Source organism: Pseudovibrio sp. Alg231-02, assembly GCF_900143565.1.
Taxonomy (GTDB): domain Bacteria; phylum Pseudomonadota; class Alphaproteobacteria; order Rhizobiales; family Stappiaceae; genus Pseudovibrio.
In genome coordinates, this window is sequence record NZ_FREX01000001.1 from 922,438 (window position 1) to 945,820 (window position 23,383).

The following is a 23,383-nucleotide window of genomic DNA, read 5'->3' on the forward strand; positions in this document are numbered from 1 at the left end:
GCCACTGAAGGAAGACGGGGCCCTTTAATGAGCTGGACAGCAGAACGTGTAGAGTTACTAACCAAACTTTGGGCAGACGGGTTAAGCGCCAGTCAAATCGCGGGGGAACTTGGCAATGTGACCCGTAATGCGGTGATTGGTAAGGTTCATCGCCTTGGTCTTTCAGGTCGCGCCAAATCGGGAGGTGGTGCAACCAAAACGAGAAAGGCACCTGCCCCAGCGGCAAGGGTCGTCACCTCAACCAAACCAACAGTGGCTGAAGCGATTGCAGCTGTTGCGCCTTCCCCAAGTCCCCGACAAATTCAGCCAACGATAGCCGGTGCCAACGCCCTTAAAGTTGAACCGATTGAAGCTATCCAACCAGAAATTTCTCCAGTCCCAACCTCCGATCTCTTTATTCCGGTTTCAGAGCGCGCCTCCATCCTGACATTGAATGAGCGCACCTGTAAGTGGCCGATTGGTGATCCGAGTTCTGATGACTTCTATTTCTGTGGGCGCCAGTCAGATGCAGGCACACCTTATTGTGCGCATCACCGCAGCATTGCCTATCAGCCCGTCAGCGACCGCCGCAACCGCCGCGCAAGCTAATCTGAGCTGAAAAAGCAACGTATTGAGCCGGGTCCAAAGCCCGGCTTTTTACCGTTTGCGTGTCGTCTTGATCTGGCGCTTGTCGCTCTGGCCTGAGAACTAGTGTGTTTTAAAGGTTTGGCGGGTGACGGCACCCCAATATGGGTCCGTATAGTTTTCTTCCAAAAACTGACCTGAGGTGTAAGTGCTGATAACAGAACGCCAAAAGGCAATGGCCTGATCAGCGCCTTCAATCTGCTTGACCTGCCAGTTACCGGGCATTTGATCAAACAACGCAGCCGCAAAGCGCTGTCCCAATTTATGTCTGCGGAACACTGGCACCACGTAAAACTCGCAGACTTCAAAGTCGTGATGATCTTGCTGCCTGATTGCAGCTAACCCTGCGGGGAGGTCATCATTTAAAGCCAGATAGCCGGTGATGTTGCCTTCAAGGAGCGTGTCTTTGGCAAACAAACCATCCGCGTTTGGATGTTTGTGTGTGAGAGGTGAGAACTCTGCCTCATAGGCCTGACAGAGATTGTCGTAGATATGAGCGGTCGCTCGATCAACCGTCTTGATTATCATTTGTTATCCGCATTGTTTTTATTCTGCACCTCTGGAAGGGAGATGCAGTTTCACAATGCGTATATAGCAGAGATCAATTACCCAACAGCGAACTGGTCGTTGAAAGCGTATCCGGCGCCGCGAACGGTGCGGATCGGGTCTTTCATGCGGCCTTTGTTGATGGCTTTGCGCAGGCGGCCTACGTGGACGTCCACGGTGCGCTCATCTACGTAAACATCATGGCCCCAGACACCATCCAGCAGCTGTTCACGGGAGTAAACGCGGCCAGGTGCGCTCATGAGGAACTCCAGCAGGCGGTATTCTGTGGGGCCGAGGTGGATTTCGCGGCCTGTTCTGCGCACGCGGTGGGTTTCGCGGTCAAGCTCGATGTCGCCAGACTTGAGCATTGTGGAGACAACTTCTGGCAATGCACGGCGGAAGATCGCACGAACACGGGCCATAAGTTCCGGAACGGAGAACGGTTTGACGACATAATCGTCAGCCCCGGTTGCCAGACCGCGGATGCGCTCGGATTCTTCACCGCGCGCTGTCAGCATGATAATCGGCATGCGCTCGGTTTCTGAGCGTGCCCGCAAACGACGGCAGAGCTCGATGCCAGAGAGGCCCGGAAGCATCCAGTCCAGCAACAGCAGGTCTGGCTGGCTTTCCTGCAGCAGGACTTCCGCCTCATCTCCTCTTGCGCACACGTCAACAGTGTAGCCCTCTGCTTCAAGGTTATAGCGCAGCAGCAGGCTTAGCGGTTCTTCGTCTTCTACAATCAGTATCTTAGGCATATTAAAGTGCTCTCTTTGCACCTTCTCTTATAAAGCAATTGCGTGTGTTCTGCTCGTTATAAGTGAACACACTCTACACGGTTGTGCTCTGCGCCAGCTCGTCCGTCTTTGGACGATCTGTTGGAAGGTGGCTTCCGGAGATCATGTAGTAGATGTTTTCTGCGATATTGGTTGCATGATCACCGATGCGCTCAATATTCTTTGCGCAGAACAACAAGTGCGCGCACATGGTGATGGAGCGCGGGTCTTCCATCATGTAGGTGAGCAGCTGGCGGAACAGGCTGGTGTAAAGCGCATCCACTTCGTCATCGCGAACATGTACGCGCTGGACAACTTCAAGATCACCAGAGGTGTAGGCGTCCAGAACGGCTTTGAGCTGCTCAAGCGCCAGATCAGACATGTGCTCAACACCCACAGCGAGCTGCTTGTTGTTGAATTCGGATTCAATCGCCAGCGTCCGCTTGCCGATGTTCTTGGCCATGTCACCGACGCGCTCCAGATCGTTGGAGATGCGCATGGCGGCGATGATGTCGCGCAGATCGCTTGCCATTGGCTGACGGCGTGCGATCACGGAGATGCACAGCTCTTCCAGCTCGGCCTGCATGTTGTCCAGGCGCTGGTCGGCAGCGATGGTGCGGGTTGCCAGTTCGCGGTCCTGCCTCAGCAGTGCGGTCACAGCGTCATGAACAAGGGTTTCTGCCAGTCCGCCCATTTCAACGACACGTCCGGCCAGTTCTTTCAGCTCTTCATTGAAGGAAGAGACAATATGATCTTTCATCGGATATCTCCTTAGAGTACCGCTCTTTTATTCTTAACCAAAACGGCCTGTGATGTAGTCCTGCGTGCGCTGGTCTTTTGGGTTGGTGAAGATGTCGTTGGTCAACCCCTCTTCCACCAGATTACCCAGATGGAAGAACGCGGTGCGCTGGGATACACGTGCGGCCTGCTGCATGGAGTGGGTTACGATAACGATGGTGTAGTTCTGGCGCAGCTCGTCCATCAGCTCTTCCACTTTCGCGGTGGCAATCGGGTCGAGCGCAGAACACGGCTCATCCATCAGGATCACTTCCGGAGACACAGCGATTGCGCGCGCGATGCACAAGCGCTGCTGCTGGCCACCGGAAAGGCCTGTACCCGGCTCGTCTAGACGGTCTTTCACTTCTTCAAACAACCCTGCACGCTGCAGGGAACTTGCGACGATATCTTCCAGATCCGACTTGCCTTGTGCCAGACCGTGGATGCGTGGGCCGTAGGCCACGTTCTCGAAGATTGATTTCGGAAACGGGTTGGGCTTCTGGAACACCATGCCAACACGGGCCCGCAGTTCCACCACATCAATGCGCGGGTCGTAGACATCGTCATTGTCGAGGAGAATGTCGCCTTGCACGCGGCAGATGTCGATGGTGTCGTTCATGCGGTTCAGACAGCGCAGGAAGGTGGACTTGCCGCAACCAGACGGGCCGATCAGCGCTGTCACCTGATTTTTGCGGACATCCAGATCGACACCATGAAGGGCCTGCTTGTCGCCGTAAAACACTTTTACATCGCGGCCACGCATCTTGAGTGTTTCGCCTTCAGCTGAAACGGCTGGAGGGGCGCTCATTGTTGTATCCATTGCACTCTCGGTGTCTGTGGTCATTTCCAATGCCATGATCTTGCCTTTCAAATCACCAGCGGCGCTCAAAACGTTTACGAAGGACGATTGCGATTGCATTCATCGAGATCAGGAAGCCGAGCAGCACCATGATCGCGGCAGAGGTTTTCTGCTGGAAGGCAGGTTCGGGAAAGTCTGCCCACATGAAGATCTGAACTGGCAGCACGGTAGAGGGATCAACCGGACTTGCCGGGATATCTACAATGAAGGCCACCATGCCGATCATGAGAAGCGGTGCGGTCTCACCCAGTGCCTGTGCCATGCCGATGATGGTTCCGGTCAGGATGCCCGGCATTGCCAGTGGCAGCACATGATGGAACACGGCCTGCAAGCGGGAGGCTCCGACGCCGAGCGCGGCTTCGCGAATGCTTGGTGGCACGGCCTGAAGCGCTGCACGGGAGGCGATGATGATGGTTGGCAGAGTCATGAGCGCCAGCACCATACCGCCAACAACGGGCGCCGATCTCGGTAATCCGAAGACGTTAAGGAACACCGCCAGACCAAGCAAGCCGAACACGATGGACGGCACGGCTGCGAGGTTGTTGATGTTCACCTCAATCAGGTGTGTCCAGCGGTTCTTTGGTGCAAACTCTTCCAGATAGATTGCGGCAGACACACCAATTGGGAACGAGAGGGACAGGGTAACGAGCATGGTCCAGAAGGAACCAACGGCTGCGCCCCAAATGCCTGCCATCTCCGGCTCACGGCTTGCGCCGGACTTGAAGAAGATAGAGTTCCACTCGTTTGCAACAGTGCCTTTGGAGACCAGATAGTCGGTGTAGGCGATTTCTTTGTCTGAAAACTTGCGGAAACTTTCCGGCGTTTCCAGCTCTTCAATGCCCCACTGGCCAGCTGGTACGGCAGCATCCGTAGACAGCGGAATGAAGGCTGTTCCGGTGACGCTGGTTGGTGTCACCTTCTCCGCTTTAATGGTTCCGCCGTTCACCTCTACAAAGAAACTTGGCATGTTGGCGTTGAGTGTGCCGCCCGTGCCAATGTTGGCAAGGCGGCCCTGCAGAGTAACCAGTTCAGCTTTTTGCTTTTCCAGCGCACTCATGATCTTGACCAGAGCGGCTTTATTGCCTTCAACCTCAGAGGTCAGGCGCTGTGCAACGAGAGGGTCTTTCTCATTGGCCAAGCGGGTCTCCAAGCCTGCGATCTTGGTTTTCACGCTGATTTCTGATCGGCCACGCGCTTCGATCTTGCCTGTCAGAAGTTCGATTTCACGATCATAATAGGTCTTCAACGCCGCAAGGACCTGCTCAAACTCAGGCTTCTGCGCACTGATGGTCACCTGACCGTCCGTGCCGGAAACTGTTGCTGCGCTTGAGGTGGCGATCTCGGTTTTCTTTGTGATCAGACCTTTGACATAAAGGTCGGCAAAGTCGGAGAGCGGGATTGCAACCGGACCGGTCCCACCCAGTATGGATGGATCGGCTATTGCTTGCTTTTGCAGCGTGACATTGGCACCGGAGGACACCAGAGAATAAAGCACACGGCGGTTTTTACGGTCGGAAGCGAATGGCAATTCTGCCTTCAGTCCGTCGCGAATGATCTTGTTGTAGCTTGCGCCAGCCGGATTGGCAGGATCGACCTTTTCTGCGCTCAGATTGAGCGGTACACTTACGTAGTTGTAAGTGAAGGCAGGCAAGCCTGAGCCGACAATTGTGAAGAGCAGCAGAACCAGAAACGTTGCAGCCAGTGCGATGGCACCCATGCCGTAAGCTTTGAAGCGCGCTTCCATGCTGTAGCGCTTTTTCAGGCGTTTGCGAGCTTCGTCTGTCGTATGGACGCCGGAAGGAATGCCTTTGACACGCCCGTCAATGGCAGTACCGGCAGTGTCCTGAGCGATATCAATCATACTGTTCCCTATATTTCTTCACGACGCGCAGAGCGAAGATGTTCAGAGCAAGTGTGATGCAGAAGAGGAGAAGACCGAGTGCAAATGCTGCGAGTGTTTTCGCGCTGTCGAATTCCTGGTCACCGACCAGCAAGGTGACGATTTGCACGGTCACGGTTGTTACAGCTTCCAGCGGGTTTGCCGTTATGTTTGCGGCAAGCCCTGCAGCCATCACCACGATCATGGTTTCACCAATGGCGCGGGAGATAGCGAGGATGAGAGCGGACACGATGCCCGGAAGAGCGGCTGGCAGAACAACCCGGCGGATTGTTTCCGACTTGGTGGCACCAAGACCGGCAGAGCCATCGCGCAGTGACTGTGGTACCGCGTTGATCACATCGTCAGAAAGGGAGGAGACGAACGGAATGATCATAATGCCCATGACAAGGCCAGCTGCCAGCGCAGATTCTGAACTGACTGACAGGCCGATGCTTTCGCCCCAGCCACGGATAAAGGGTGCCACAGTCAGCGCCGCGAAGAAGCCGTAGACCACGGTTGGAATGCCAGCCAGAATTTCCAGAACCGGCTTTGCAATGGCGCGCACTGGCGTGCTTGCATAATCGGAGAGGTAAATTGCTGAGAGCAGACCAACGGGCGCGGCTACGAAAATAGCAATTGCTGTGATCAGCATGGTGCCAACCAGAAGCGGGATTGCACCGAAGATTTCTGTATTGGCTTCGCCGTGCTCGGCCCCTGCCCCTTCAAAGGCGCTTTGCGGGCTCCAGTGAGTGCCGAAGACGAAATCCAGAATTGGGATCTGGCGGAAGAACATCAAGCTTTCGAAGATAAGCGAGAGAACGATGCCAATGGTGGTGAAGATCGCGACAGCGGAGCACAGGATCAGCAGTGCCATGACGGTGCGCTCTACAAAATGACGGGCTCGCATTGTCGGTGTGATGGTGCGATTGCCGTACCACAGACCACCAGCAACCAAAGCGATGATCAGCGTTGTTTTAAGAATGAATGATGTTTGAGCAAGTGAGCTGAACACTTCAGCCGCCTGCTCTTTGCCGGCATCAGAGAAGGCCACGATGCCGCCGAATGCGATGGCGCGCGCGTCCCGCAAGAATGCCTGAAGTTCTGCTTTCGACAGTCCTGCAACACTCTCGGCCTTCGCGCTGATTACCATTGTATCAAGCAAGCGCGGCTCAACGATTGCCCATGCAATCAAAAGGACAAATGCTGGAAGAGCGGCCAGAATGGCCAGGTATCCACCATGGTAGCTTGGACGGGAATGCAGTGCAGAGAGCTGATGACCAGCAACCTGCATAGCCCGGAAACGCCCGTAGACATTAGCGGTTACGAAGACCAGTAGAAGAAGGGCAGCGTAAGTCCAGAACATTTGTTGTGTCGCCTTATCTGGCTTTAATTTTTGAAGGATGCAGGAAAGCGGTCAGCTGGACATGCTGACCGCTCTCTTAGCGTTTGCAATTAGAATGCAAGTGGTGTCAGCGCTGCTGCAGATTTGGAAACTGCTGCACGGTCAGCTGCTGGCATCGGGATCAGACCCTTGTCAGCCAGGTAACCTTCGTCACCCCATGTGTCTTCATTGGTGAACTCACCGAGGTATTCAGCGATACCTGGGATTACGCCAACGTGCTCTTTCTTGATGTAGAAGTACAAAGAGCGGGACACTGGGTAGTCGCCTGCAGCAATTGCATCAAATGTTGGTGCAACGCCTGCGATGTTTGCGCCCTGGATCTTGTCAGCGTTCTGATCAAGGAAGGAGAAACCGAAGATGCCGAGTGCATTCGGGTTCGCATCAAGCTTCTGAACGATCAGGTTGTCGTTCTCACCAGCTTCGATGTACGCACCATCTTCACGAACTTCGTGACACGCTTTTTTCTTCAGACCGAGGTCAGCAGCACCTGGTACCATTTTACAGCCGCCCTGCATTGCCAGCTCGGCAAATGCGTCACGGGTACCGGATGTTGGTGGAGGGCCAAGCACTTCGATCTTCGAGTTAGGAAGGGAAGGATCAATGTCTGCCCAGGTCTGGTATGGGTTTGCAACCAGTTTGCCGTCCACTGGAACTTCTTTCGCAAGCGCGAGGAAGATCTGAGCCAGTGTCAGGTCCAGCTGAGTGCCAGCCTTGGAGTTCGCAAGAACGATGCCGTCGAAACCGACAGTAACTTCTACTGGGGTTACGCCAGCTTCGTTACACTTCACCAGCTCCTTGCCCTTCATGCGGCGGGAAGCATTGGTGATGTCAGGAGTGTTTTCGCCAACGCCTTCACAGAAGAGCTTGATGCCGCCACCTGAACCAGTGGATTCAACAACTGGTGTTTTGAAGTTTGTCTTCTGACCAAACTGCTCAGCTACAGCTGTTGCAAATGGGAAAACAGTGGAAGAACCAACGATCTGAATCTGATCACGAGCCTGTGCGGAACCAGCAGCAATGGTACCTGCGAGAGCGAGCGCTGCAACGCTTGCGAATGCCTTGATTTTCACCTGAAGTCTCCTGGGAGTCTTGGTTTAAGAGCGCGTTGCGTTCATAATATTCACACAACGTGCTCTCATCTTTGCTTGAGCGAATTCTTTTCGTTTGATTGAAACCAATCAAACGGAACGCGCTCTAAACTGTTTAACTACGTTCACCTCACAGCGCCCCGGCTGCGAGCTGGCTGTAACCTAGCGTTTGGCTGTGATGGTTATATGAACGTTGCGTATCAGTTTTATGACATTGCAAGCATTTGAATTTATTAGATTATTTTAATCGATATCATTTTCATCATAAATAACAGCGCCGGGTATGAACACGCGGAAGCAGGCGCCTTCATCTGGTTTGCTCTCAATTTCCAGGCGAGCCCTGTGCCTTGTCAGAATGTGTTTTACGATGGCCAGACCGAGGCCTGTCCCCTTCATCTGACGGCTCGTGACCACGTCAACCCGATAGAAACGCTCGGTTAACCGCGGCAGGTGCTCAGGATCAATGCCCGGACCGAAGTCGCGGACCTCTGCAATCCAATGTGGTGTCTCGGTGGAATCAGGGTCGAGGCGGCATGTGACATCGACTCGGCCCCCGCTTGAGCCGTATTTCAGCGCGTTTTCGATGAGATTGCTGAAGACCTGTACGAGTTCGTCTTTCTCACCGCGAATCTCGGCAGGTTCCTCAGGCACATTCACATTCACCTCAACACCCGATTCTTTCGCGACCGGGAGCAAAGTTTCTACGGAATGACGCATGATCAGGCTGAGATCCACGAGGGTTTCCGGCTGCACGTGCACCTTCATCTCAATGCGGGACAGAGACAGAAGGTCGTCAATGAGGCGGCGCATGCGCTCTGCCTGATCCAGCATAATACCGAGGAACTGGTCCTGTGCCTTCGGGTCGCCCTTGGCTGGGCCCTGCAGAGTTTCAATGAAGCCTGTCAGTGATGCCAGCGGGGTGCGTAATTCATGGGAGGCGTTGGCGACAAAGTCAGCCCGCATCCGCTCCAGACGGCGGGCTTCGGTCAGGTCGCGAATGACAACGAGAATGAGACCCGGGCGTCCGCGAGGGACGGCGAGGTTTCCGCTGGAAACGGACCAGAGCGGCGCGATGTGCGCTTCCAGCCAGAGTTCCATCGGCACCTTCTCGGTCCAGTCGATGACTTCTGTAGAGCCACCATTGGAGACACGGTCCAGCGCTTCCAGCAGCGATGGCGCGCGGATACGGAAGGACAGAGGATCGCCAACTGCAATGGTGCCGAAGCGGCGCTGTGCAGCGAGGTTCACGTATTGAGTGGTGCCACGATAATCGACGACGAAGCACGGGTCTGGCAGGGCGTTGACGGCAGACTTCATGCCGCGGTCAACAATCTCGCTGGCTTCCTTGCGGCTGACACCGCTTGGTGCTTTGACCTTGGTGCGGCTTTTCATACCGCCGCCGATGACCAGAACAAAAATGAGGGCGTATGCGAAGAACGAGGCCCAGACGGGTACGTCGAAGGCTATGGAGAAGAGAGCAAAAATGCCGGCAGATGCCAGAAGGATCCAGCGCACATCAACGGGTTTGCGATAAACCGCACGCCGGTTGAGACCTAATCTCAACGGCTCCTGATTGGCCTGCTTTTCTTCCTTGTCGGTATCCAGGGACATACGTGCCACTCTCTAAACGCCGCTGTGCGTTTACGTTGTTTTTCTTTCAAGACTGGCCGAGAATTTAACAGGGCCAGCATGACATTCTCGCGACGGCGGCACCTCATTTCTTCAGTTTTCCCAACTGGAGATTGTCAAAGACGTAGCGAAACCAAGGATCTTAGAGGGCCTGCGCCCAAGGGCAAACAATGTTTATCCGCTGAGATCGTATCGACGAGTTGCTGCGGTTATATATTTAGCAGGTTTAACAAATCAAGCAGAAGAGAAGCTGAGGAATAATAATTAATCGGCAAACCTTCATTTGCGCCAGTGCAGACGTCATGCAACTATCATGTTTGGCGTCTAAAGCAGTTCGCATTTAAGTTGAAACACCTGAACTGCTTTATTCTTTGTTTTTGCGTATCTTTATCCGAAAATCGGTTTCCACTTTTCGGAGATACGCTGTAGTGCTCAATTGAAGTGCAGTGTCCTCCCCCTCTTACCTTTGGTAATTGTATTTAAATGGCCTGCGTCTTTAAATAGGTCTTGCGAGCGGTGTTCGGCATCTATGATTGGACCGCTTATGTGGGGTGTAACGAAGGGCGAACGATGGAAGAGATTCTCGAAAAGCTGGAAGCTGCGATTGCACAGGAGGATTGGGCGGTAGCGGAAAAGTACATTCTTCTCATGCTGGAGGAGGATGAGACCAACCCGAGCCTTTGGTACAACCTTGGCCTTGTGCGCCGCCGTGCGGGCAACAATGTGCAGGCCCTTGAGAATTTCGAGAAGACACTGGACCTCAATCCGCAACACAAAGGCGCGATGTTTGAACGGGCTGCGGCTTGTCTAGACATGGAGGATTTTGCCTCAGCGCTCAATGACTTTGCCGAGTTCACCGCCGCCTACCCTGATGATAGCGACGGATTGCTGAACCTTGCCCGCATCGCACTGCACATGGAGGTTCCGGACCTGGCCCTGCAAGCCTTCCAAAAGCGGGCCGAGCTGGAAAATGATGCTGAGAATATTCTTGGTGCAGCAGAAGCCATGCAGATGCAGGGCAATGATGAAGGCATCAATATGTTGCGACGATTGTTTGCCAACAATCCGCCTGTGCGCCCTGAATTGCTGAAAATTATGAGCCAGGGATCCTTCGGGCGCGTGCCATTGAACTCGAAAGCTATGCTTCCATAAGACGGCCTTTGACTGGCCTCTTAAGCCTCAACGGAGCGCTTGGCACGGACAGATTTGCGGTAGTGGCCCGGTTCTGCCTGTAGTTTGCCTTGTGTGTCCAGATGGGTTTCGAACTCGGCTTCATCCATCGGAGCGCAATCCAGCTCCAACGCCTCTCGCTTGAATGGGAAAGCTTGCGCGATCGGGGTGCCTGCTTTTAACGTGCCTTCGAATTTTGGGTCTTTCCAAAGCGCTGGAAAATGAACGAAGCCGCCTTTGAAGCGGTCACAATCCACCACACCTGCCAGTGTTCTGAACGGCAACTCTTCGCGATTAAGCGGATGGGTGAAGAGCAGTGAGATGCCTTCAGGGGCCTCGATGCTCCAGAAATTGTTGAGCTTGATGATGAAATCACCCGGATTCGTGCCCAGCGGAGCACCGGTTGCCTGTTCTGGCACATGCAGGCCGATGGGTGATCGGGTTTGTTGTGCTTTAGGTGAGACTGGCTTTGGCCAGTGCCATGAAAACTCGCCGCCTTTCATCGTCACATCACAGGGCAGCTTGAAGAGGATGCCCGTTGAAAAGCCGTCGATGATTGGTGGGCAGTGTTTGAGTGTGCGCACCTGTTCGCTGCCCAGCAACTCACTTTCAGCCGTTGAAGGGATATCTTTCAACCAGTCAGGCAGTGATGCCTTTGCTTCTACCGGCTCAGGAATATGTCCGTGAAGTTCTGGCAGGCAACGAAACTTGAGCTTCATGAAGGCTCCTAAATGCGTCTCTTAATCTGAAATCCAGCGCCCACTTCTCAGTGATACGCCTTAGAGTTTCACGATGGCAGTTTTCAGCTTGTTCAGGCAGTAGGCCCATCCGGCGCTGGAGTTCATGGCACGCAGGTACTCCCGCCAGCCGTCTCCGTAGCGCTCGAAATGACTATGCACCAGTTTGAGTTGCGTTCCACCCTCAACATCTGAAAACTGAATTGTGACGATGCCAGCTTTTAGCGGGTCTTCAATCAGCAGGCGCTTGGGCGAGATCTGCCAAGCAAGGACAATCTTGCTGCCCTCCTCCAGCTCCTGAATGGTGCCCCAATGCAAGCGCCTGCCGTCTTCCACATCTTCAAAACACGAACCGCCCACCAGTGGCTCGATGCCGAGTACACCCTCAGGTGCGAACCTGTATTCTGCGGGCCACCAGGCGTCGATTTTCTCCAGAAAGCACGCATAGGCGCTTTGAGTTGATGCAGGCAGAAGCACCTCTGCCTTGCATAGTGAAAATTGCTCCAAGACGCCCGTTTCGCCTGATGTCATCGCATCCCCCAATTACACTCAACCGCGTCCCTTCCTACGGCGAGCCATCACGTAGACTGTAGCAGCAATTATCGTAATTGCTACAAAGAGAACACCGATGACATTGATGACAGGGGATATGCCAAACCGCATGCGCGCCCCAATCTCCGTAACCAGTGTCCAGCTTGGGCCAATGGCAAAGAAGGTGGTGTTGTAGTTCTCAATAGACTGCAGGAACGAGATTGCAGCAGCTGTGAGAATGGTCGGCATGAGGAATGGCAGTGTGATCTTGCGGAACACAAAGAACGAGGAGGCTCCCAGATCCAACGCCGCTTCTTCCTGCACGATATCCTGCCGTTGCAGGCGTGCCATGAACATGAGCATGCAATAGGAGGCGATGAAGCTGGACTGCGCAATAGTTGCGGTCAGCAGGCCACCTTCCACCCCGAAGGCATCCCGCCAGAAGATGAGCGTGGTTGCCCCCAGCACGATGCCCGGAGTGAGCATGGGCGACACCAACACGGTGTAGAGGAACGTGGTGGCTTGGGATTGCAGGCGTGTGAGCAACAAAGCCCCAGCCAATCCAAGTGGGATTGAGATGACGATGACGCCCAGCGCGATAATCAGCGAATGCCATAACCCGTCTATGAAACGCTGATCCTCTGGCAGTGCACGAAACCAGTCCAGCGTGAAGCCTTGCCAGTCGATGACAGATGGAGTCGGCGATGCGTTGAAGGCTGCAATCACCATGAAGATCATGGGCAGGAACATGTAGGCGAAGAAGATCACCAGATAGCCATTGAGAATGGCAGCGGCCCAATCAATAGGAGATTTCACCTGTTCTTTCATGGCGCCGCTTTCAAGTGTTGTTGTTGTCATTTCGCGATGTCCCGAATGCCGACGCGGAAGACCCACATGTTGAACAGAATGAAGACGATACAGGCCACCAGCAATGCCAGCGAATAGGCGGCGCCCTGGTTCCAGCTGTCTGCCTCAAAGAAACGGCGATAAATCACCTGAGAGAACCAGTCAGGGTGCAGGCCACGGCCCACAGCACTTGGAACGGCGATAGAGCCCGCAGAGAGCATGAAGGTCATGATCGCGCCAACGGCAATACCGGGTTTGGCATGCGGGAGAACCACGCGCCAGTGAATACGCCATGTGGACGCGCCCAGATCCTTTGCCGCTTCGATCTGGTTTTTGTCGAGCGTATCAACCGTGTTGTAGATTGGGAAAACCATGAAGAGCACGTAGGCGTAGACCATTACGGTGAACACGGCACCATTGGAGGCGACAAAGCGGAAGCCTTCGCCAGCTTCCATGTTGATAATGCCCAGCAGATCCAGCAGACCATTGAGCACGCCTTGCTTTTCCAGGATCATAATCCACGAGAAGATGCGCAGCAGCTCGTTGATTGCGTAGGGGATCAGCAGGCCAAGCATCAGGATTGCGAGCTTGTTGCGGTTCGTGGTCATCGCAACGGCGTAGGCCACCGGGTAGCACAGCGCAAACGCCAGAATGGTCACACAGAGCGCATAGATGATGGTGGCAAGGAAGATTTGGAAATGCACAGAACTCATCATGGTGAAGTTCTTGAGCGAATAAGAGGTGTCCAAGCCGACAGCGTCTGTCGTGGATTTCTCGGTTATTTCCAGCGCAGCAATCTGGGTTTCTAGTTCACCCTTTTGCGCTAGTAACGGTGCTTCTTCGGCCTCAATTTCGGCAAGGCTGCGGTTTACCGCGCTTGTGTTGCCTGCTGATGGTGCGCCAAACGGGTTCAGGCCTGATGTATCGTTTGCTTCTGGTACTGACGGCGTTCCGAATGGATTGAGGCCGGTGGTATCATCAGAGGGTGACGGTGTACCAAACGGATTGAGTGCGGAGGCACTGTCTTGCTGGGGAGCAGTAGACGTGCCAGCAATCAGATCTTCTTTTTCAGCCTGAAGCTCTACCAGTCTGGTGTTGATCTGGAACACGTCTTCATAGGCGCGGTCAATTTCCAGAGCCAGCGTTGCAGCCGCTCCGCCCCTGTCTTCATAGGTGAAGGCGCGGTCGATCATGGATATTTGTGGCAGCACAATCAGCACCACAATCCAGATCGCAGCCAGGCCTATAAAGAGTGAGGTCAGGCCTTTGCCATAACTCTTGATCAGACTATTCACTGGCCAGCTCTCCCGGACGCATCACAACGGCATCTTGCGCGGCAAACCAGAGTTTCTGGTCTGCGCCCAGAGGCTGGTGGGTCTGCTCAACATTGGTCACATGGATTGCGACGGGCTGGTCCCCTGCCCGCATATGGAGGTTCACAAAAGGGCCTTCCATGTCGCGGCGCTCCAGAATTGCGGAGAGGCCGTTTTGCTGGCCCTGCTTTTCTTCCAGGGTCATTCGCTCAGGACGCACGAAGAGGATGGCCTCCTCTCCTTCATTCAAGCCGTGTGCGTTCTGGCCAAAGAGCTTGCCTTGCGATGTTTCCAGAATTGCGAAGTCACCTTCTTTGCCAATGACTTTGCCTTTGAAGATGTTCTGCTCACCCACAAAGCTTGCCACAAATGGCGTTTTGGGGTGCGCGTAAATCTCGTCAGAGGTGGCGACCTGTTCCACCACGCCTTTGTTCATGACCGCAACACGGTCTGACATGGTCAGTGCTTCACCCTGATCGTGCGTGATGTAGATGAAGGTTACACCCGTTTTACGCTGCAGGTCTTTCAGTTCAGCGCGCATGTGCTGGCGAAGTTTGAGATCAAGTGCGGAGAGCGGCTCATCGAGCAGGAGCACAGAGGGCTCAACTGCAAGGGCGCGGGCAATGGCAACGCGCTGGCGCTGTCCGCCTGATAATGCTGTTGGCAGTTTGTCGCCCTGACCATCCAGCGCGACCAGAGACAAAAGCTCCTGCGCCTTTTCCAGCCGGGTCTTCTTTGCGATGCCGCGTGCTTCCAGACCGAAGGCAATGTTGTCTCGTACGCTCATGAGCGGAAACAGCGCAAGGTTCTGAAAGATCAGAGCGGTTGGTCTGGCGTTTGCACGGATGCCGGACATGTCTTTTTCGCCGATCACAACACGGCCCTGTGAGGGAGTAAGAAAGCCGGAGATCATGCGCAAAATGGTTGTTTTGCCACAACCAGACGGGCCGAGGATGGAGAAAAACTCACCAGCGTTGATCTTAAGGTCAGTGGGCTGGACGGCGACGAAATCGCCAAATTTCATGGAGAGGTTTTCAAGAATTACATCATTGCCGTGCATGAAGTGCCTATTGCTTCGCTTCAATCTCTTAAAGATTGGAAATTCAGAGGTTTTCTGCGTGCCTGACATTTTGACCAGTGCACAGTCCGTGCTCGCAAGGTGCGCAGTTTTGCTGCTGCATTTCTTAGGAGCGGATGTGCAAAGCGCGGCTGATGCCGCGCTTTGCTTTCAACACCCTTAAGCGTTGGTGATCTTGTCAACGTATTCCTGACGCAGCGGAGCGAACCACGGCGTATCTGCCGGGTACCACCACAGGTTCGCCAGCGTGTCGTTGTTGTAGATTTCCAGGAACTGCTTCTTGTAGGTTTCGCCTGCATGGTTTGCAGCACCAACAACAGCGGAGTTGTAACCGGTGTTTGAGCTGAACATGCCTGCCATTTGCGGGTCAAGCATGGCGTTGATGAAGGCGTAGGCCTGTTCTGTGTTGGCCGCGCCGCTTGGAATGCCCATGGAATCCATCCAGGTCATACCGCCTTCTTTTGGCATGCGGTACTTCCATTTTGCATCTTCACGGCTGAGCAGCAGACCGGTTGTGTCCCATGTCTGACCGATAGACGCGCCAGCCTGTTTGAAGGCGTTTGTTGCTTCGGTTGCGTTGTTCCAGAACGCAGCAATATTTTCTTTGCGCTCAATGATGAACTTGGCCACTTCGTCCCAAACGCGGCGGGCGTCTTCCTCGGTCTTGTAAACATCGAGCATACGGTCAGATTTCACTTTGCCGATTGCATCGAGGTATAGGCCGGTGCCGATCAGAGCGGATTTCTGGCGGAAGGCAGCCTTGCCTTTTGCTTCCGGTGCCCAGAGGGAGCCGAAGGAAACTTCGTCGTTTGAGAGCGGGAACACGGAGCTGTCGAAGGTGATTGCCTCTGTGCCCCAGTCGAATGGCAGCAGCATGCGCTTGCCGCGGTAGGTGCCGCCCAGCTTCACGCTGTCGCGCAGCATGGAAGGCACAACAGCATCAACCTTGAGCTTGCTCTCATCGAGAGGTGCCAGCAGGTCATCCGGATAGTAATTGGCACCGTTGGTGATGGACGGGAAGATTACGTCAAAGCCCTTGCCACCAGCTGCTTTCAGCTTCTGCTCAGCTTCATCGTTGGAACCAAAGGTGGACAGGTTGATCTTGATGCCTGTGTCACCTTCAAACTTCTTGATCATGTTGTCCTGAACGTAATCGCCCCATGCGAACACATTCACCTGACCAGAAGATGCCAGCGCATCAGAGGCCTTCAAAATTGCAGGAGCAGCAATCGCAGCAGCGGAGGCTGCGGCAGTGCCTTTTATAACCGAACGACGAGAGATAGACATTTACGGACCCTCAAGAGACAAAGAATTCTTAATAGCAACCGAGGCGCGATACTTAGAATCGGCGCCCCTCCGGTTCCATCACCTAGGCAGCTAACTGCAACCTGTGACAGACCCATGACAATTTACGTATATTAACTTATGGAGCGTAGCTCATTATTAGCGGGCTAGGCAATATTGTATTTATATTTCTATAGGTTGACCTGAAAACTCTAGGTAATTTCAATCTGTTATTTATTTGGCAAACTAAAAAGGGAGCACCTTTTCAGGTACTCCCTTTCAATTGTCGAAGGCTACAGGCTCTATCAGACGCTTGCGTGCGCTCTTTGCCGGCGACGCCGCATAACGACGCCATACTGCGGAGCAAACAACATGGCAAGCACCTGCTGCAGACCAGCGACAACCGCAATCATACCGGCTGCGGACACGGAGAATTCATAGCCAAGCAGGCCCGGACCGAACGCTGCCAGCAGGTAACCAAACAGGCCAGCGGACAGGGATGCGATGCCGGAGATGAAGAGCTGGACTTTCAGATTATCTGTCAGCATGCGAGCCGTTGCTGCCGGGCAGATAAACATAGCAATCACAAGGATCGACCCTACAGCTGTAAATGCAGCAACAGCAGCGATTGCCACCATGACAATGAGTGAAAGGCCAAGCCATTTAGGCGAAAAGCCCAGGCTTGCAGAGAGCAACGGGTCAAAGCTGGAGATCTTCAACTCTTTGAAGAACAGCACGATAAACACGATCACCAGCATGTTAACAACAAACAGCTGCTTGATGCTTTCCGGTAGGGTCATGAGCACCTGCCAGTTCCACAGGTCTGAGAGGGAATAGGCGTCCAGCCAGATTGCACTTTCCAGATTGCCGTAGAGCGCGTGCTCCACATCCAGATGGACGCCAGCGGTCCCGGTTTGCTCCAGAATCACAACGCCTGCTGCGAACATGGTGGTGAACACCACGCCCATGGCTGCCCCCGGTTCCACATTGCCGATACGCCGGATCAGCTCAATCAGGAGGACTGCAAAGATTGCAGCTCCCCCTGCTCCGAGCATCATGGCCCAGGAGCTGGTCTCATGGGTGAACAGGAAGCCGATCACGATACCTGGCAGAACCACGTGGGAGATTGCATCGCCCATGAGCGCCTGCTTGCGCAGAACGAGGAAGTTGCCAAGAAGACCGCAGGCGAGTGCTGCCAGAGATCCGAGCAGGATGCTTGGGAGGTCAAATTGCAGGAAAATATCCATCAGACTGCTCCTCCTTTGCTTGTTTCACCACCGCGCACAACATGCGGGCTTAGTTCCTGTTCCAGCACCCTGACTGTGTCAGCCGGCAAAACTTCTCCGATTGGCTTCAGAGACCAGTCTGCCAGTGCATGGGATTCTTCTGGGTGCATTTCGCGGTAGAGGTTCCAGAGCTTCTGGTCCCGCTCAATGAGACGCGCCTCAGACTGACCTTTGACCGTTGGTTGACCGTCACCGCCCATGAATCCGCCGCGGCGGAGGATGGAGCGGGTGAGAGGTTCCAGCACTGGTTCATCGTGTGCGATGGCAAGCAAACCCTGACGCAAGTGCACGATGCGTTGGAAACGATAGTGCTTGAGCGCAGCTGCCAGAATGCCTCTGACAGGCGAGATCAGCAGGGAAACTACAAAGAAACTGAAGAGCACCAGCACGATCAAACCGCCTGTTGGCATGTTTGGTGCACTGGCTGAGAGAGCAGCTCCGATGTAGCTTCCCGAGGCGCCAATACCTGCTGCAATGGCAACCAACACCGGCACGCGGTCTGTCCAGAAACGGGCAGCCACAGGTGGGATGATTGCCAAAGCAATAATGAGAACGAGGCCGACTGTTTTAAGGCCGATCACCACAATGCCCAGCAAAAGCAGAAGCAGTGTGCGGTCCAGCCAGCGCACGTTGTAGCCACAGGCTGCTGCAAAGCTTTCGTCAAAGCACAGCAGTGAGAATTCTTTCATGCGCAGCACAACGGCAAGGCCAACGAGTGCTGCTGCCACTGAGATGGTCAGCGCTTCAGACTTGAGCATGCCGGAGGTTGCACCAAGCAGGAAGCCTTCCAGACCCGCCTGCCCTGCAATTGACATGGACTGGATGATCGTCAGCAGCACCATACCCACGGCAAAGAAGGTGGAGAGTACGGTGCCGATGGCTGCATCTTCTGTGAGGCGGGTGTGGGTTTTGATCCAATCTACGGCGAGAACGCCAATACCAGCAGACAAGGCCGCACCAAACAGGAGCACTGGCAGGGAGCGACCTGAATCGAAGTAAACCTGTGCGATGATGAAGGCGAGCGCGACGCCGGGAAGTGTTGCGTGACTGACGGCGTCCGAGATCAGTGTCCGCTTTCTGAGCAAAACAAAGACACCGATGGCACCACTGGCCGCCCCCAGAAGGGCTGCGCCGATGCAAACCAGCGCTGTGTTGTAGCCTGCGGACAAAGTAAGGGCGGCAAAGAACTGTTCCATGACGTTGCCTTACGCGTTTGAGGCTTCAGAGAGACCATCCAGCTGCGTGCTGGCAAGGCGTCCGCCATACGCTTTTTGCAGGTTCTCAGCGGTGAAGGTTGTCTCCACCGGGCCGTCTGCCACGTGCTGCCCATTGAGCAGCAGAATATGAGAGTAGTAATCACGCACGGTTTCAAGATCGTGGTGCACCACAAGAACGGTCTTACCATCTGCTACCAGCTGGCGGAGCACGGCCACGATTGCTTTTTCTGTTGCAGCATCCACACCGGCGAAAGGTTCGTCCATGAGATAGACTTCAGAATCCTGCGCCAGAGCTCTTGCAAGGAACACACGCTGCTGCTGGCCACCGGAGAGCTGACCGATCTGACGGTTTGCAAAGTCCTGCATGCCAACGGATTTCAAACAGTCCATCGCCTTTTGACGGTGCTTGCGGGATGGCCAACGGAACCAGCCGATTTGCCCGTAAAGGCCCATCAGAACCACATCAATGGCCGTTGCCGGAAAATCCCAATCCACGGCTGAGCGCTGCGGAACGTAGGCGATGCGTTTGAGGACCTTTTCAATTGGCGCACCAAAGACTTTGGTGTCACCAGAGAGTTTCGGGATCAGGCCAAGAGCTGCTTTCAGGAATGTGGACTTGCCAGCGCCATTGGGGCCAATGATGGCTGTCAGGCATCCCTTTGGAGCTGAGTACGACACGCCCCAAAGCACAGGTTTGTGGTGGTAAGCGACCGTCATGCCCTGCACGGTGAACGGCAGGTCCTGCGGGTTCACAGTTTTTGAGCTTTCGGTGTCATGCAACAAGTGCAGACCGGAGGAACTTCTATCATGCATCTTAGTGACCTGCTCCAAGTTTACCCTGCATACCCTGAGCAGGTGCTTCTCCACCCAGAGCGCGTGTAATCGAGGTCATGTTGTGGTCGATCATACCGATATACGTTCCTTCATAGGTATTGGACTGGCCCATCGCATCTGAGAAGAGCTCGCCGCCGACCTCGACCTTGTGGCCTTTGGCTGCGGCACCTTCGACCAGCGCACGTATGTTTCGCTCTGATACTGACGATTCAACAAACACTGCTGTGACTTTGCGGTCGACGAGAAGGTCAACCAGTGTCTCAATCCGCTGCAAACCAGCTTCTGAGTTGGTGGAGATGCCCTGAATGCCAACCACTTCCAAATTGAAGTCTCGGCCAAGATAGGTGAACGCATCATGCGCTGTTACAAGAACACGGCGCTCCTGCGGTACCGTCTGGAGGATCTTATCGCCATAATTTGCCAGCTCCTGCACCTGCGCCAGATAGGCTGCTGCGTTGTCGCGATAGTCCTGCTCATTTTCAGGGTCCATGGAGACGAAGGCTTCGGTCACACCATTGATCGCGCCTTGCCAAAGGGTCGGGCTCATCCAGACGTGCGGGTCATAGCGACCAGCGTATGCGGTTGAACCTTCCAGCTTGGCAGAGTCGATGGTTTCACCGATGAAGAAGACAGGTTTACGTTTTTGAAGCTTCAGCAGCAGATCTTCCATCTGCGCTTCCAGAAACAAACCGTTTGCGAAAATCGCATCTGCGCGGCCCATCTTCACCACGTCAGAGCGGGTCTGGCGGTAGGAGTGCGGATCAATGCCTGTTCCCATTAGCGCTTCCACAGTGACGTTGTCACCGCCAACGGCACGCACAGCGTCAGCAACCATGCCCACTGTGGCAACCGCATTGATCGGAGCCTTTGCAAGTGCCGCTGACAGGCTGGAAAAGCCTGCGAGAACCATCACTGTCACTGCAAACACAGCAGCTTTGAAGTAGCGCATAAAATCCAACTTTCTAAAACGACTAGAGCAAACTTTCAGGCTCTTCATCTTTCGCAGTTCTCCGACCCAGCCACTTTGTTCCTGGCCAATATCTTCGCCCTGAGCTCTTTAAATAAAGATACCATCAGAATTTCTGCGGGCATCCTGTTTCTTCCTGCAGTCTAGTTGCAACTCATTCTTAATTGCAATATAAAAATGAAAGTTTCTGAAAATCGGTATTTTGCCGCCTCTTGGATGAACTGTGGGACGTGAGCAGAAAGTCGACCATCAATCAGGCCTAGTTGCCATTGCCTCTTATTTGCCAAAGGCTTATTTATAAGAGCAATGGGAGAGACCTGACATGAGCAAGATGGACTTCAATCGCGAATTTGATGCACGACACGGTGAGCTTGTTGCGATCACCGATGAGCTGTCGCGCGTAACCTGCAATAACCCGAGTGCCCTAACGTTTGCAGGAACTAACACTTTCCTTGTTGGTAAAAACGAGGTTGTTGTCATCGATCCGGGCCCGATGGATCTGGAGCATCTGGACGCTTTGATGAAGGCCATTGATGGCCGGCCCGTGAAGGCCATTCTCGTCAGCCACACCCATGTGGATCACTCCCCACTTGCCGGCCCTTTGAAGGAAAAGACGGGTGCTCCTGTGATGGGGTGCGGACCTCACAAACGAGCTGTTTCATTTTCTGATATGGCAGAAACGCCAATGGATGCGAGCTCTCAGAAGGACTTTGTGCCCGACGACGAGCTGGAAGATGGCACCAAAATCTCTGTTGATGGTGTGACAATTGAAGTGGTTGCAACGCCGGGACACACAGAGAATCACCTGTCTTTCGCCCTTCCTGAGCAAGGTGTGATGCTGCCCGGTGATCACGTGATGGCCTGGTCGACCACCATTGTGGCGCCGCCAGACGGGTCCATGAACGCCTATATGAAGTCACTGGACAAGCTCATGGCGCGCAGTGAAACCCGCTACTTCCCGTCTCATGGCGGCGAGGTAAACAACCCGAAGGTCTTTCTCCCCCAGTTGAAGCAGCATCGTCAGATGCGCTCCGATGCTATTCTTGAGCGTTTGCGTGCGGGGGATGATGAGGTCATGACCATGGTGAAAGCCATTTACACAGATGTGGACCCAAAGCTGCATGGGGCAGCGGCGCTCAATGTTCTTGCACAACTGGATGATCTCATCGCTCAAGGGGTTGTCATGTGCGATGCGAAGGTTACACTCTCCGCAAAATTCACGTTGCGTGAGCTGACATAGCTCAGCTTACACACTGTCAGGACACCCCAGAGAAACCGATCTCTCCAACACTTAGAGACGTAATGACCAGTATTTTTGACCAGAAGATCGATCGCAGAAACACTCATTCTCTTAAATGGGATGAGATGGAAAGTCGCTATGGCATCAGTCCTGATGACGGTTTGCCGATGTGGGTTGCAGATATGGATTTCCGCCCACCGCAAGCCGTGAACGACATGGTTGCCCGCGCTGCGGAGCACGGCATTAACGGCTATTACGGTAATGATGCGCCTTACAAAGAGGCTGTCATTTCCTGGATGAAGCGTCGTCACCAGTTCGATGTCTCTCCAGACTGGATCACAACAGTGCCGGGTGTTGTGGCTGGTTACTCCATGGCTATTCAGGCGTTTTCTGAGGAAGGTGATGGCGTCCTGGTGTTCTCACCAGTTTACCACGCATTTGGCCGCGCTGTGCGGGACAACAACCGCCGCCTTGTAGAAAGCCAGCTGATTGAGCGTGATGGTGCTTATTACATGGACTTCGACAATCTGGCTGATCAGGTTGATGAACGCACCAAGATCCTGTTGCTGTGCAGCCCTCACAACCCGGGTGGCCGTGTTTGGACTGCAGAGGAACTGACCCGCATTTGCGAGTTCTGCCTTGAGCACAACATCTTGATCATCTCTGATGAGATCCACCACGATCTCATTCTGGATGGCTCCAAGCATGTGGTCACCTCGACCCTGTCTGAGGCGATTGCAGAGCGGACGATTACATTTACATCTGCCTCCAAGACCTTCAATCTGGCCGGTTTTGCGACAGCTGCGTGCATCATCAGCAACAAAGAGCTGCGTGATCAAATCCGCAAGGTCTTTACTGCTTGTGGAGTTCACGCCACCCCGCTCGGCTCGCAGGCCACAACTGAGGCTTACAACCATGGCGATGAATGGCTCACTGAGGCTTGCGATTACATTGCGGCTAATCAAGAGCTGCTGATTGAGGGGCTGGAAGCTGCTATCCCCGGCGCTAAAGTGATGCGCATGGCGAGCACCTATTTGCAGTGGGTCGACTTTAAAAATGTTGACCTGCCGTTTGATGAGATCGTCGCTCGAATCCAGAAGCAGGCGAAGGTCGCTGTCAACATCGGCAGCACATTTGGAAAAGGCGGAGAAACGTTCCTGCGGTTCAATCTGGCCTGTCCAAAATCGACCGTTGAAGAGGCTATCAAACGTTTGGAGGATGTTTTTGCAGATCTTCGCATCCAAACAAACGCTTGATTTCAAAGCTATATTTTGAGTTATCAAAGATACGCCCATTTCTGGGC

Annotated in this window: 22 protein-coding genes; 4 read left to right on the forward strand and 18 right to left on the reverse strand. The window is 54.1% G+C overall.

Annotation, left to right across the window (positions count from 1 at the left end; translation table 11 throughout):
* Nucleotides 1-27 precede the first annotated feature (27 nt).
* Entirely contained in the window at nucleotides 28-588 is a 561-nt protein-coding gene (locus DHN43_RS04025) for a GcrA family cell cycle regulator (RefSeq protein WP_057464919.1), read from the forward strand.
* 99 nt (nucleotides 589-687) lie between these two features.
* Here DHN43_RS04025 and DHN43_RS04030 read toward each other — a convergent pair whose 3' ends face one another.
* The 8 genes from DHN43_RS04030 to DHN43_RS04065 all read right to left on the reverse strand — a co-directional run bounded on the left by DHN43_RS04030 (nucleotide 688) and on the right by DHN43_RS04065 (nucleotide 9,559).
* Nucleotides 688-1,152 carry a GNAT family N-acetyltransferase gene (locus tag DHN43_RS04030; protein WP_108817787.1) on the reverse strand — a complete coding sequence of 155 codons (465 nt, stop codon included), beginning with the start codon at nucleotides 1,150-1,152 and terminating at the stop codon, nucleotides 688-690.
* A 77-nt stretch (nucleotides 1,153-1,229) separates the two neighbouring features.
* Nucleotides 1,230-1,925, reverse strand: coding sequence for a phosphate regulon transcriptional regulator PhoB (gene phoB, locus DHN43_RS04035; protein WP_063287300.1), 696 nt, complete (start codon nucleotides 1,923-1,925; stop codon nucleotides 1,230-1,232).
* Nucleotides 1,926-1,998: 73 nt separating this feature from the next.
* Entirely contained in the window at nucleotides 1,999-2,703 is a 705-nt protein-coding gene (gene phoU / locus DHN43_RS04040; RefSeq protein ID WP_057464916.1) for a phosphate signaling complex protein PhoU, read from the reverse strand.
* Nucleotides 2,704-2,736: 33 nt separating this feature from the next.
* Nucleotides 2,737-3,528, reverse strand: coding sequence for a phosphate ABC transporter ATP-binding protein PstB (pstB, locus tag DHN43_RS04045; protein WP_373456178.1), 792 nt, complete (start codon nucleotides 3,526-3,528; stop codon nucleotides 2,737-2,739).
* Between the two features lie 64 nt (nucleotides 3,529-3,592).
* On the reverse strand, nucleotides 3,593-5,440 hold the full coding sequence (gene pstA, locus DHN43_RS04050) for a phosphate ABC transporter permease PstA (protein ID WP_108817788.1): 1,848 nt from the start codon (nucleotides 5,438-5,440) through the stop codon (nucleotides 3,593-3,595).
* Nucleotides 5,433-6,821, reverse strand: coding sequence for a phosphate ABC transporter permease subunit PstC (pstC, locus tag DHN43_RS04055; protein ID WP_108817789.1), 1,389 nt, complete (start codon nucleotides 6,819-6,821; stop codon nucleotides 5,433-5,435). Before pstC ends, pstA begins: the two co-directional genes overlap by 8 nt.
* 89 nt (nucleotides 6,822-6,910) lie before the next feature.
* Nucleotides 6,911-7,930: a PstS family phosphate ABC transporter substrate-binding protein gene (locus DHN43_RS04060; RefSeq protein ID WP_108817790.1), complete on the reverse strand. Its 1,020-nt coding sequence runs from the start codon at nucleotides 7,928-7,930 to the stop codon at nucleotides 6,911-6,913.
* Nucleotides 7,931-8,191: 261 nt separating this feature from the next.
* Entirely contained in the window at nucleotides 8,192-9,559 is a 1,368-nt protein-coding gene (locus DHN43_RS04065; protein ID WP_057464913.1) for an ATP-binding protein, read from the reverse strand.
* Nucleotides 9,560-10,147: 588 nt separating this feature from the next.
* Between DHN43_RS04065 and DHN43_RS04070 the strand changes: the two genes are divergently transcribed.
* On the forward strand, nucleotides 10,148-10,729 hold the full coding sequence (locus tag DHN43_RS04070) for a tetratricopeptide repeat protein (protein ID WP_108817791.1): 582 nt from the start codon (nucleotides 10,148-10,150) through the stop codon (nucleotides 10,727-10,729).
* 20 nt (nucleotides 10,730-10,749) lie between these two features.
* On the opposite strand, the gene DHN43_RS04075 is transcribed toward DHN43_RS04070, so the two are convergent.
* The 10 genes from DHN43_RS04075 to DHN43_RS04125 all read right to left on the reverse strand — a co-directional run bounded on the left by DHN43_RS04075 (nucleotide 10,750) and on the right by DHN43_RS04125 (nucleotide 20,822).
* Nucleotides 10,750-11,466 (reverse strand): hypothetical protein, encoded by a 717-nt coding sequence (locus tag DHN43_RS04075; RefSeq protein WP_108817792.1) that lies wholly within the window; start codon nucleotides 11,464-11,466, stop codon nucleotides 10,750-10,752.
* A 60-nt stretch (nucleotides 11,467-11,526) separates the two neighbouring features.
* Nucleotides 11,527-12,015, reverse strand: a complete 489-nt coding sequence (locus tag DHN43_RS04080) for an SRPBCC family protein (protein WP_108817793.1) — start codon at nucleotides 12,013-12,015, stop codon at nucleotides 11,527-11,529.
* 18 nt (nucleotides 12,016-12,033) lie between these two features.
* Entirely contained in the window at nucleotides 12,034-12,873 is an 840-nt protein-coding gene (locus DHN43_RS04085) for an ABC transporter permease (RefSeq protein ID WP_063306593.1), read from the reverse strand.
* A complete protein-coding gene (locus DHN43_RS27360) occupies nucleotides 12,870-14,156 on the reverse strand; it encodes an ABC transporter permease subunit (RefSeq protein WP_244306642.1) in 1,287 nt (428 codons plus the stop codon). The genes DHN43_RS04085 and DHN43_RS27360 overlap by 4 nt, the downstream gene beginning before the upstream one ends.
* Nucleotides 14,149-15,234, reverse strand: a complete 1,086-nt coding sequence (locus DHN43_RS04095) for an ABC transporter ATP-binding protein (RefSeq protein WP_057464909.1) — start codon at nucleotides 15,232-15,234, stop codon at nucleotides 14,149-14,151. The genes DHN43_RS27360 and DHN43_RS04095 overlap by 8 nt, the downstream gene beginning before the upstream one ends.
* Nucleotides 15,235-15,411: 177 nt before the next feature.
* The gene (locus DHN43_RS04105; RefSeq protein ID WP_063287289.1) at nucleotides 15,412-16,539 is read right to left on the reverse strand and encodes an extracellular solute-binding protein; all 1,128 of its coding nucleotides are present in this window, start codon (nucleotides 16,537-16,539) and stop codon (nucleotides 15,412-15,414) included.
* 302 nt (nucleotides 16,540-16,841) lie between these two features.
* Complete coding sequence (locus DHN43_RS04110) at nucleotides 16,842-17,783, reverse strand: metal ABC transporter permease (protein ID WP_063317897.1); 942 nt, start codon at nucleotides 17,781-17,783, stop codon at nucleotides 16,842-16,844.
* Entirely contained in the window at nucleotides 17,783-19,018 is a 1,236-nt protein-coding gene (locus DHN43_RS04115; protein ID WP_063293806.1) for a metal ABC transporter permease, read from the reverse strand. The genes DHN43_RS04110 and DHN43_RS04115 overlap by 1 nt, the downstream gene beginning before the upstream one ends.
* Nucleotides 19,019-19,027: 9 nt before the next feature.
* Entirely contained in the window at nucleotides 19,028-19,852 is an 825-nt protein-coding gene (locus tag DHN43_RS04120; RefSeq protein WP_108817795.1) for a metal ABC transporter ATP-binding protein, read from the reverse strand.
* A gap of 1 nt (nucleotide 19,853) precedes the next feature.
* Complete coding sequence (locus DHN43_RS04125; protein WP_057464903.1) at nucleotides 19,854-20,822, reverse strand: metal ABC transporter solute-binding protein, Zn/Mn family; 969 nt, start codon at nucleotides 20,820-20,822, stop codon at nucleotides 19,854-19,856.
* A 340-nt stretch (nucleotides 20,823-21,162) separates the two neighbouring features.
* Here DHN43_RS04125 and DHN43_RS04130 point away from each other — a divergent pair, with 340 nt between their 5' ends.
* Both DHN43_RS04130 and DHN43_RS04135 read left to right on the forward strand, forming a co-directional pair.
* Entirely contained in the window at nucleotides 21,163-22,080 is a 918-nt protein-coding gene (locus DHN43_RS04130) for an MBL fold metallo-hydrolase (protein ID WP_108817796.1), read from the forward strand.
* A 62-nt stretch (nucleotides 22,081-22,142) separates the two neighbouring features.
* Nucleotides 22,143-23,336, forward strand: a complete 1,194-nt coding sequence (locus DHN43_RS04135) for a MalY/PatB family protein (RefSeq protein ID WP_108817797.1) — start codon at nucleotides 22,143-22,145, stop codon at nucleotides 23,334-23,336.
* The last annotated feature ends 47 nt before the right edge of the window (nucleotides 23,337-23,383 follow it).

What these genes read in the sequence shown, in the direction of transcription:
- DHN43_RS04070 (WP_108817791.1), top strand. Translation starts at nt 10,148, where the DNA reads ATGGAAGAGATTCTCGAAAAGCTGGAAGCTGCGATTGCACAGGAGGAT.
- DHN43_RS04130 (WP_108817796.1), top strand. Translation starts at nt 21,163, where the DNA reads ATGAGCAAGATGGACTTCAATCGCGAATTTGATGCACGACACGGTGAG.
- DHN43_RS04085 (WP_063306593.1), bottom strand. Translation starts at nt 12,873, where the DNA reads ATGACAACAACAACACTTGAAAGCGGCGCCATGAAAGAACAGGTGAAA.
- DHN43_RS04080 (WP_108817793.1), bottom strand. Translation starts at nt 12,015, where the DNA reads ATGACATCAGGCGAAACGGGCGTCTTGGAGCAATTTTCACTATGCAAG.
- DHN43_RS04095 (WP_057464909.1), bottom strand. Translation starts at nt 15,234, where the DNA reads ATGCACGGCAATGATGTAATTCTTGAAAACCTCTCCATGAAATTTGGC.
- phoU (WP_057464916.1), bottom strand. Translation starts at nt 2,703, where the DNA reads ATGAAAGATCATATTGTCTCTTCCTTCAATGAAGAGCTGAAAGAACTG.
- DHN43_RS04110 (WP_063317897.1), bottom strand. Translation starts at nt 17,783, where the DNA reads ATGGATATTTTCCTGCAATTTGACCTCCCAAGCATCCTGCTCGGATCT.
- DHN43_RS04075 (WP_108817792.1), bottom strand. Translation starts at nt 11,466, where the DNA reads ATGAAGCTCAAGTTTCGTTGCCTGCCAGAACTTCACGGACATATTCCT.
- DHN43_RS04030 (WP_108817787.1), bottom strand. Translation starts at nt 1,152, where the DNA reads ATGATAATCAAGACGGTTGATCGAGCGACCGCTCATATCTACGACAAT.
- pstB (WP_373456178.1), bottom strand. Translation starts at nt 3,528, where the DNA reads ATGAGCGCCCCTCCAGCCGTTTCAGCTGAAGGCGAAACACTCAAGATG.
- pstA (WP_108817788.1), bottom strand. Translation starts at nt 5,440, where the DNA reads ATGATTGATATCGCTCAGGACACTGCCGGTACTGCCATTGACGGGCGT.
- pstC (WP_108817789.1), bottom strand. Translation starts at nt 6,821, where the DNA reads ATGTTCTGGACTTACGCTGCCCTTCTTCTACTGGTCTTCGTAACCGCT.
- DHN43_RS04105 (WP_063287289.1), bottom strand. Translation starts at nt 16,539, where the DNA reads ATGTCTATCTCTCGTCGTTCGGTTATAAAAGGCACTGCCGCAGCCTCC.
- DHN43_RS04135 (WP_108817797.1), top strand. Translation starts at nt 22,143, where the DNA reads ATGACCAGTATTTTTGACCAGAAGATCGATCGCAGAAACACTCATTCT.
- DHN43_RS04120 (WP_108817795.1), bottom strand. Translation starts at nt 19,852, where the DNA reads ATGCATGATAGAAGTTCCTCCGGTCTGCACTTGTTGCATGACACCGAA.
- DHN43_RS04125 (WP_057464903.1), bottom strand. Translation starts at nt 20,822, where the DNA reads ATGCGCTACTTCAAAGCTGCTGTGTTTGCAGTGACAGTGATGGTTCTC.
- DHN43_RS04115 (WP_063293806.1), bottom strand. Translation starts at nt 19,018, where the DNA reads ATGGAACAGTTCTTTGCCGCCCTTACTTTGTCCGCAGGCTACAACACA.
- phoB (WP_063287300.1), bottom strand. Translation starts at nt 1,925, where the DNA reads ATGCCTAAGATACTGATTGTAGAAGACGAAGAACCGCTAAGCCTGCTG.
- DHN43_RS04065 (WP_057464913.1), bottom strand. Translation starts at nt 9,559, where the DNA reads ATGTCCCTGGATACCGACAAGGAAGAAAAGCAGGCCAATCAGGAGCCG.
- DHN43_RS04025 (WP_057464919.1), top strand. Translation starts at nt 28, where the DNA reads ATGAGCTGGACAGCAGAACGTGTAGAGTTACTAACCAAACTTTGGGCA.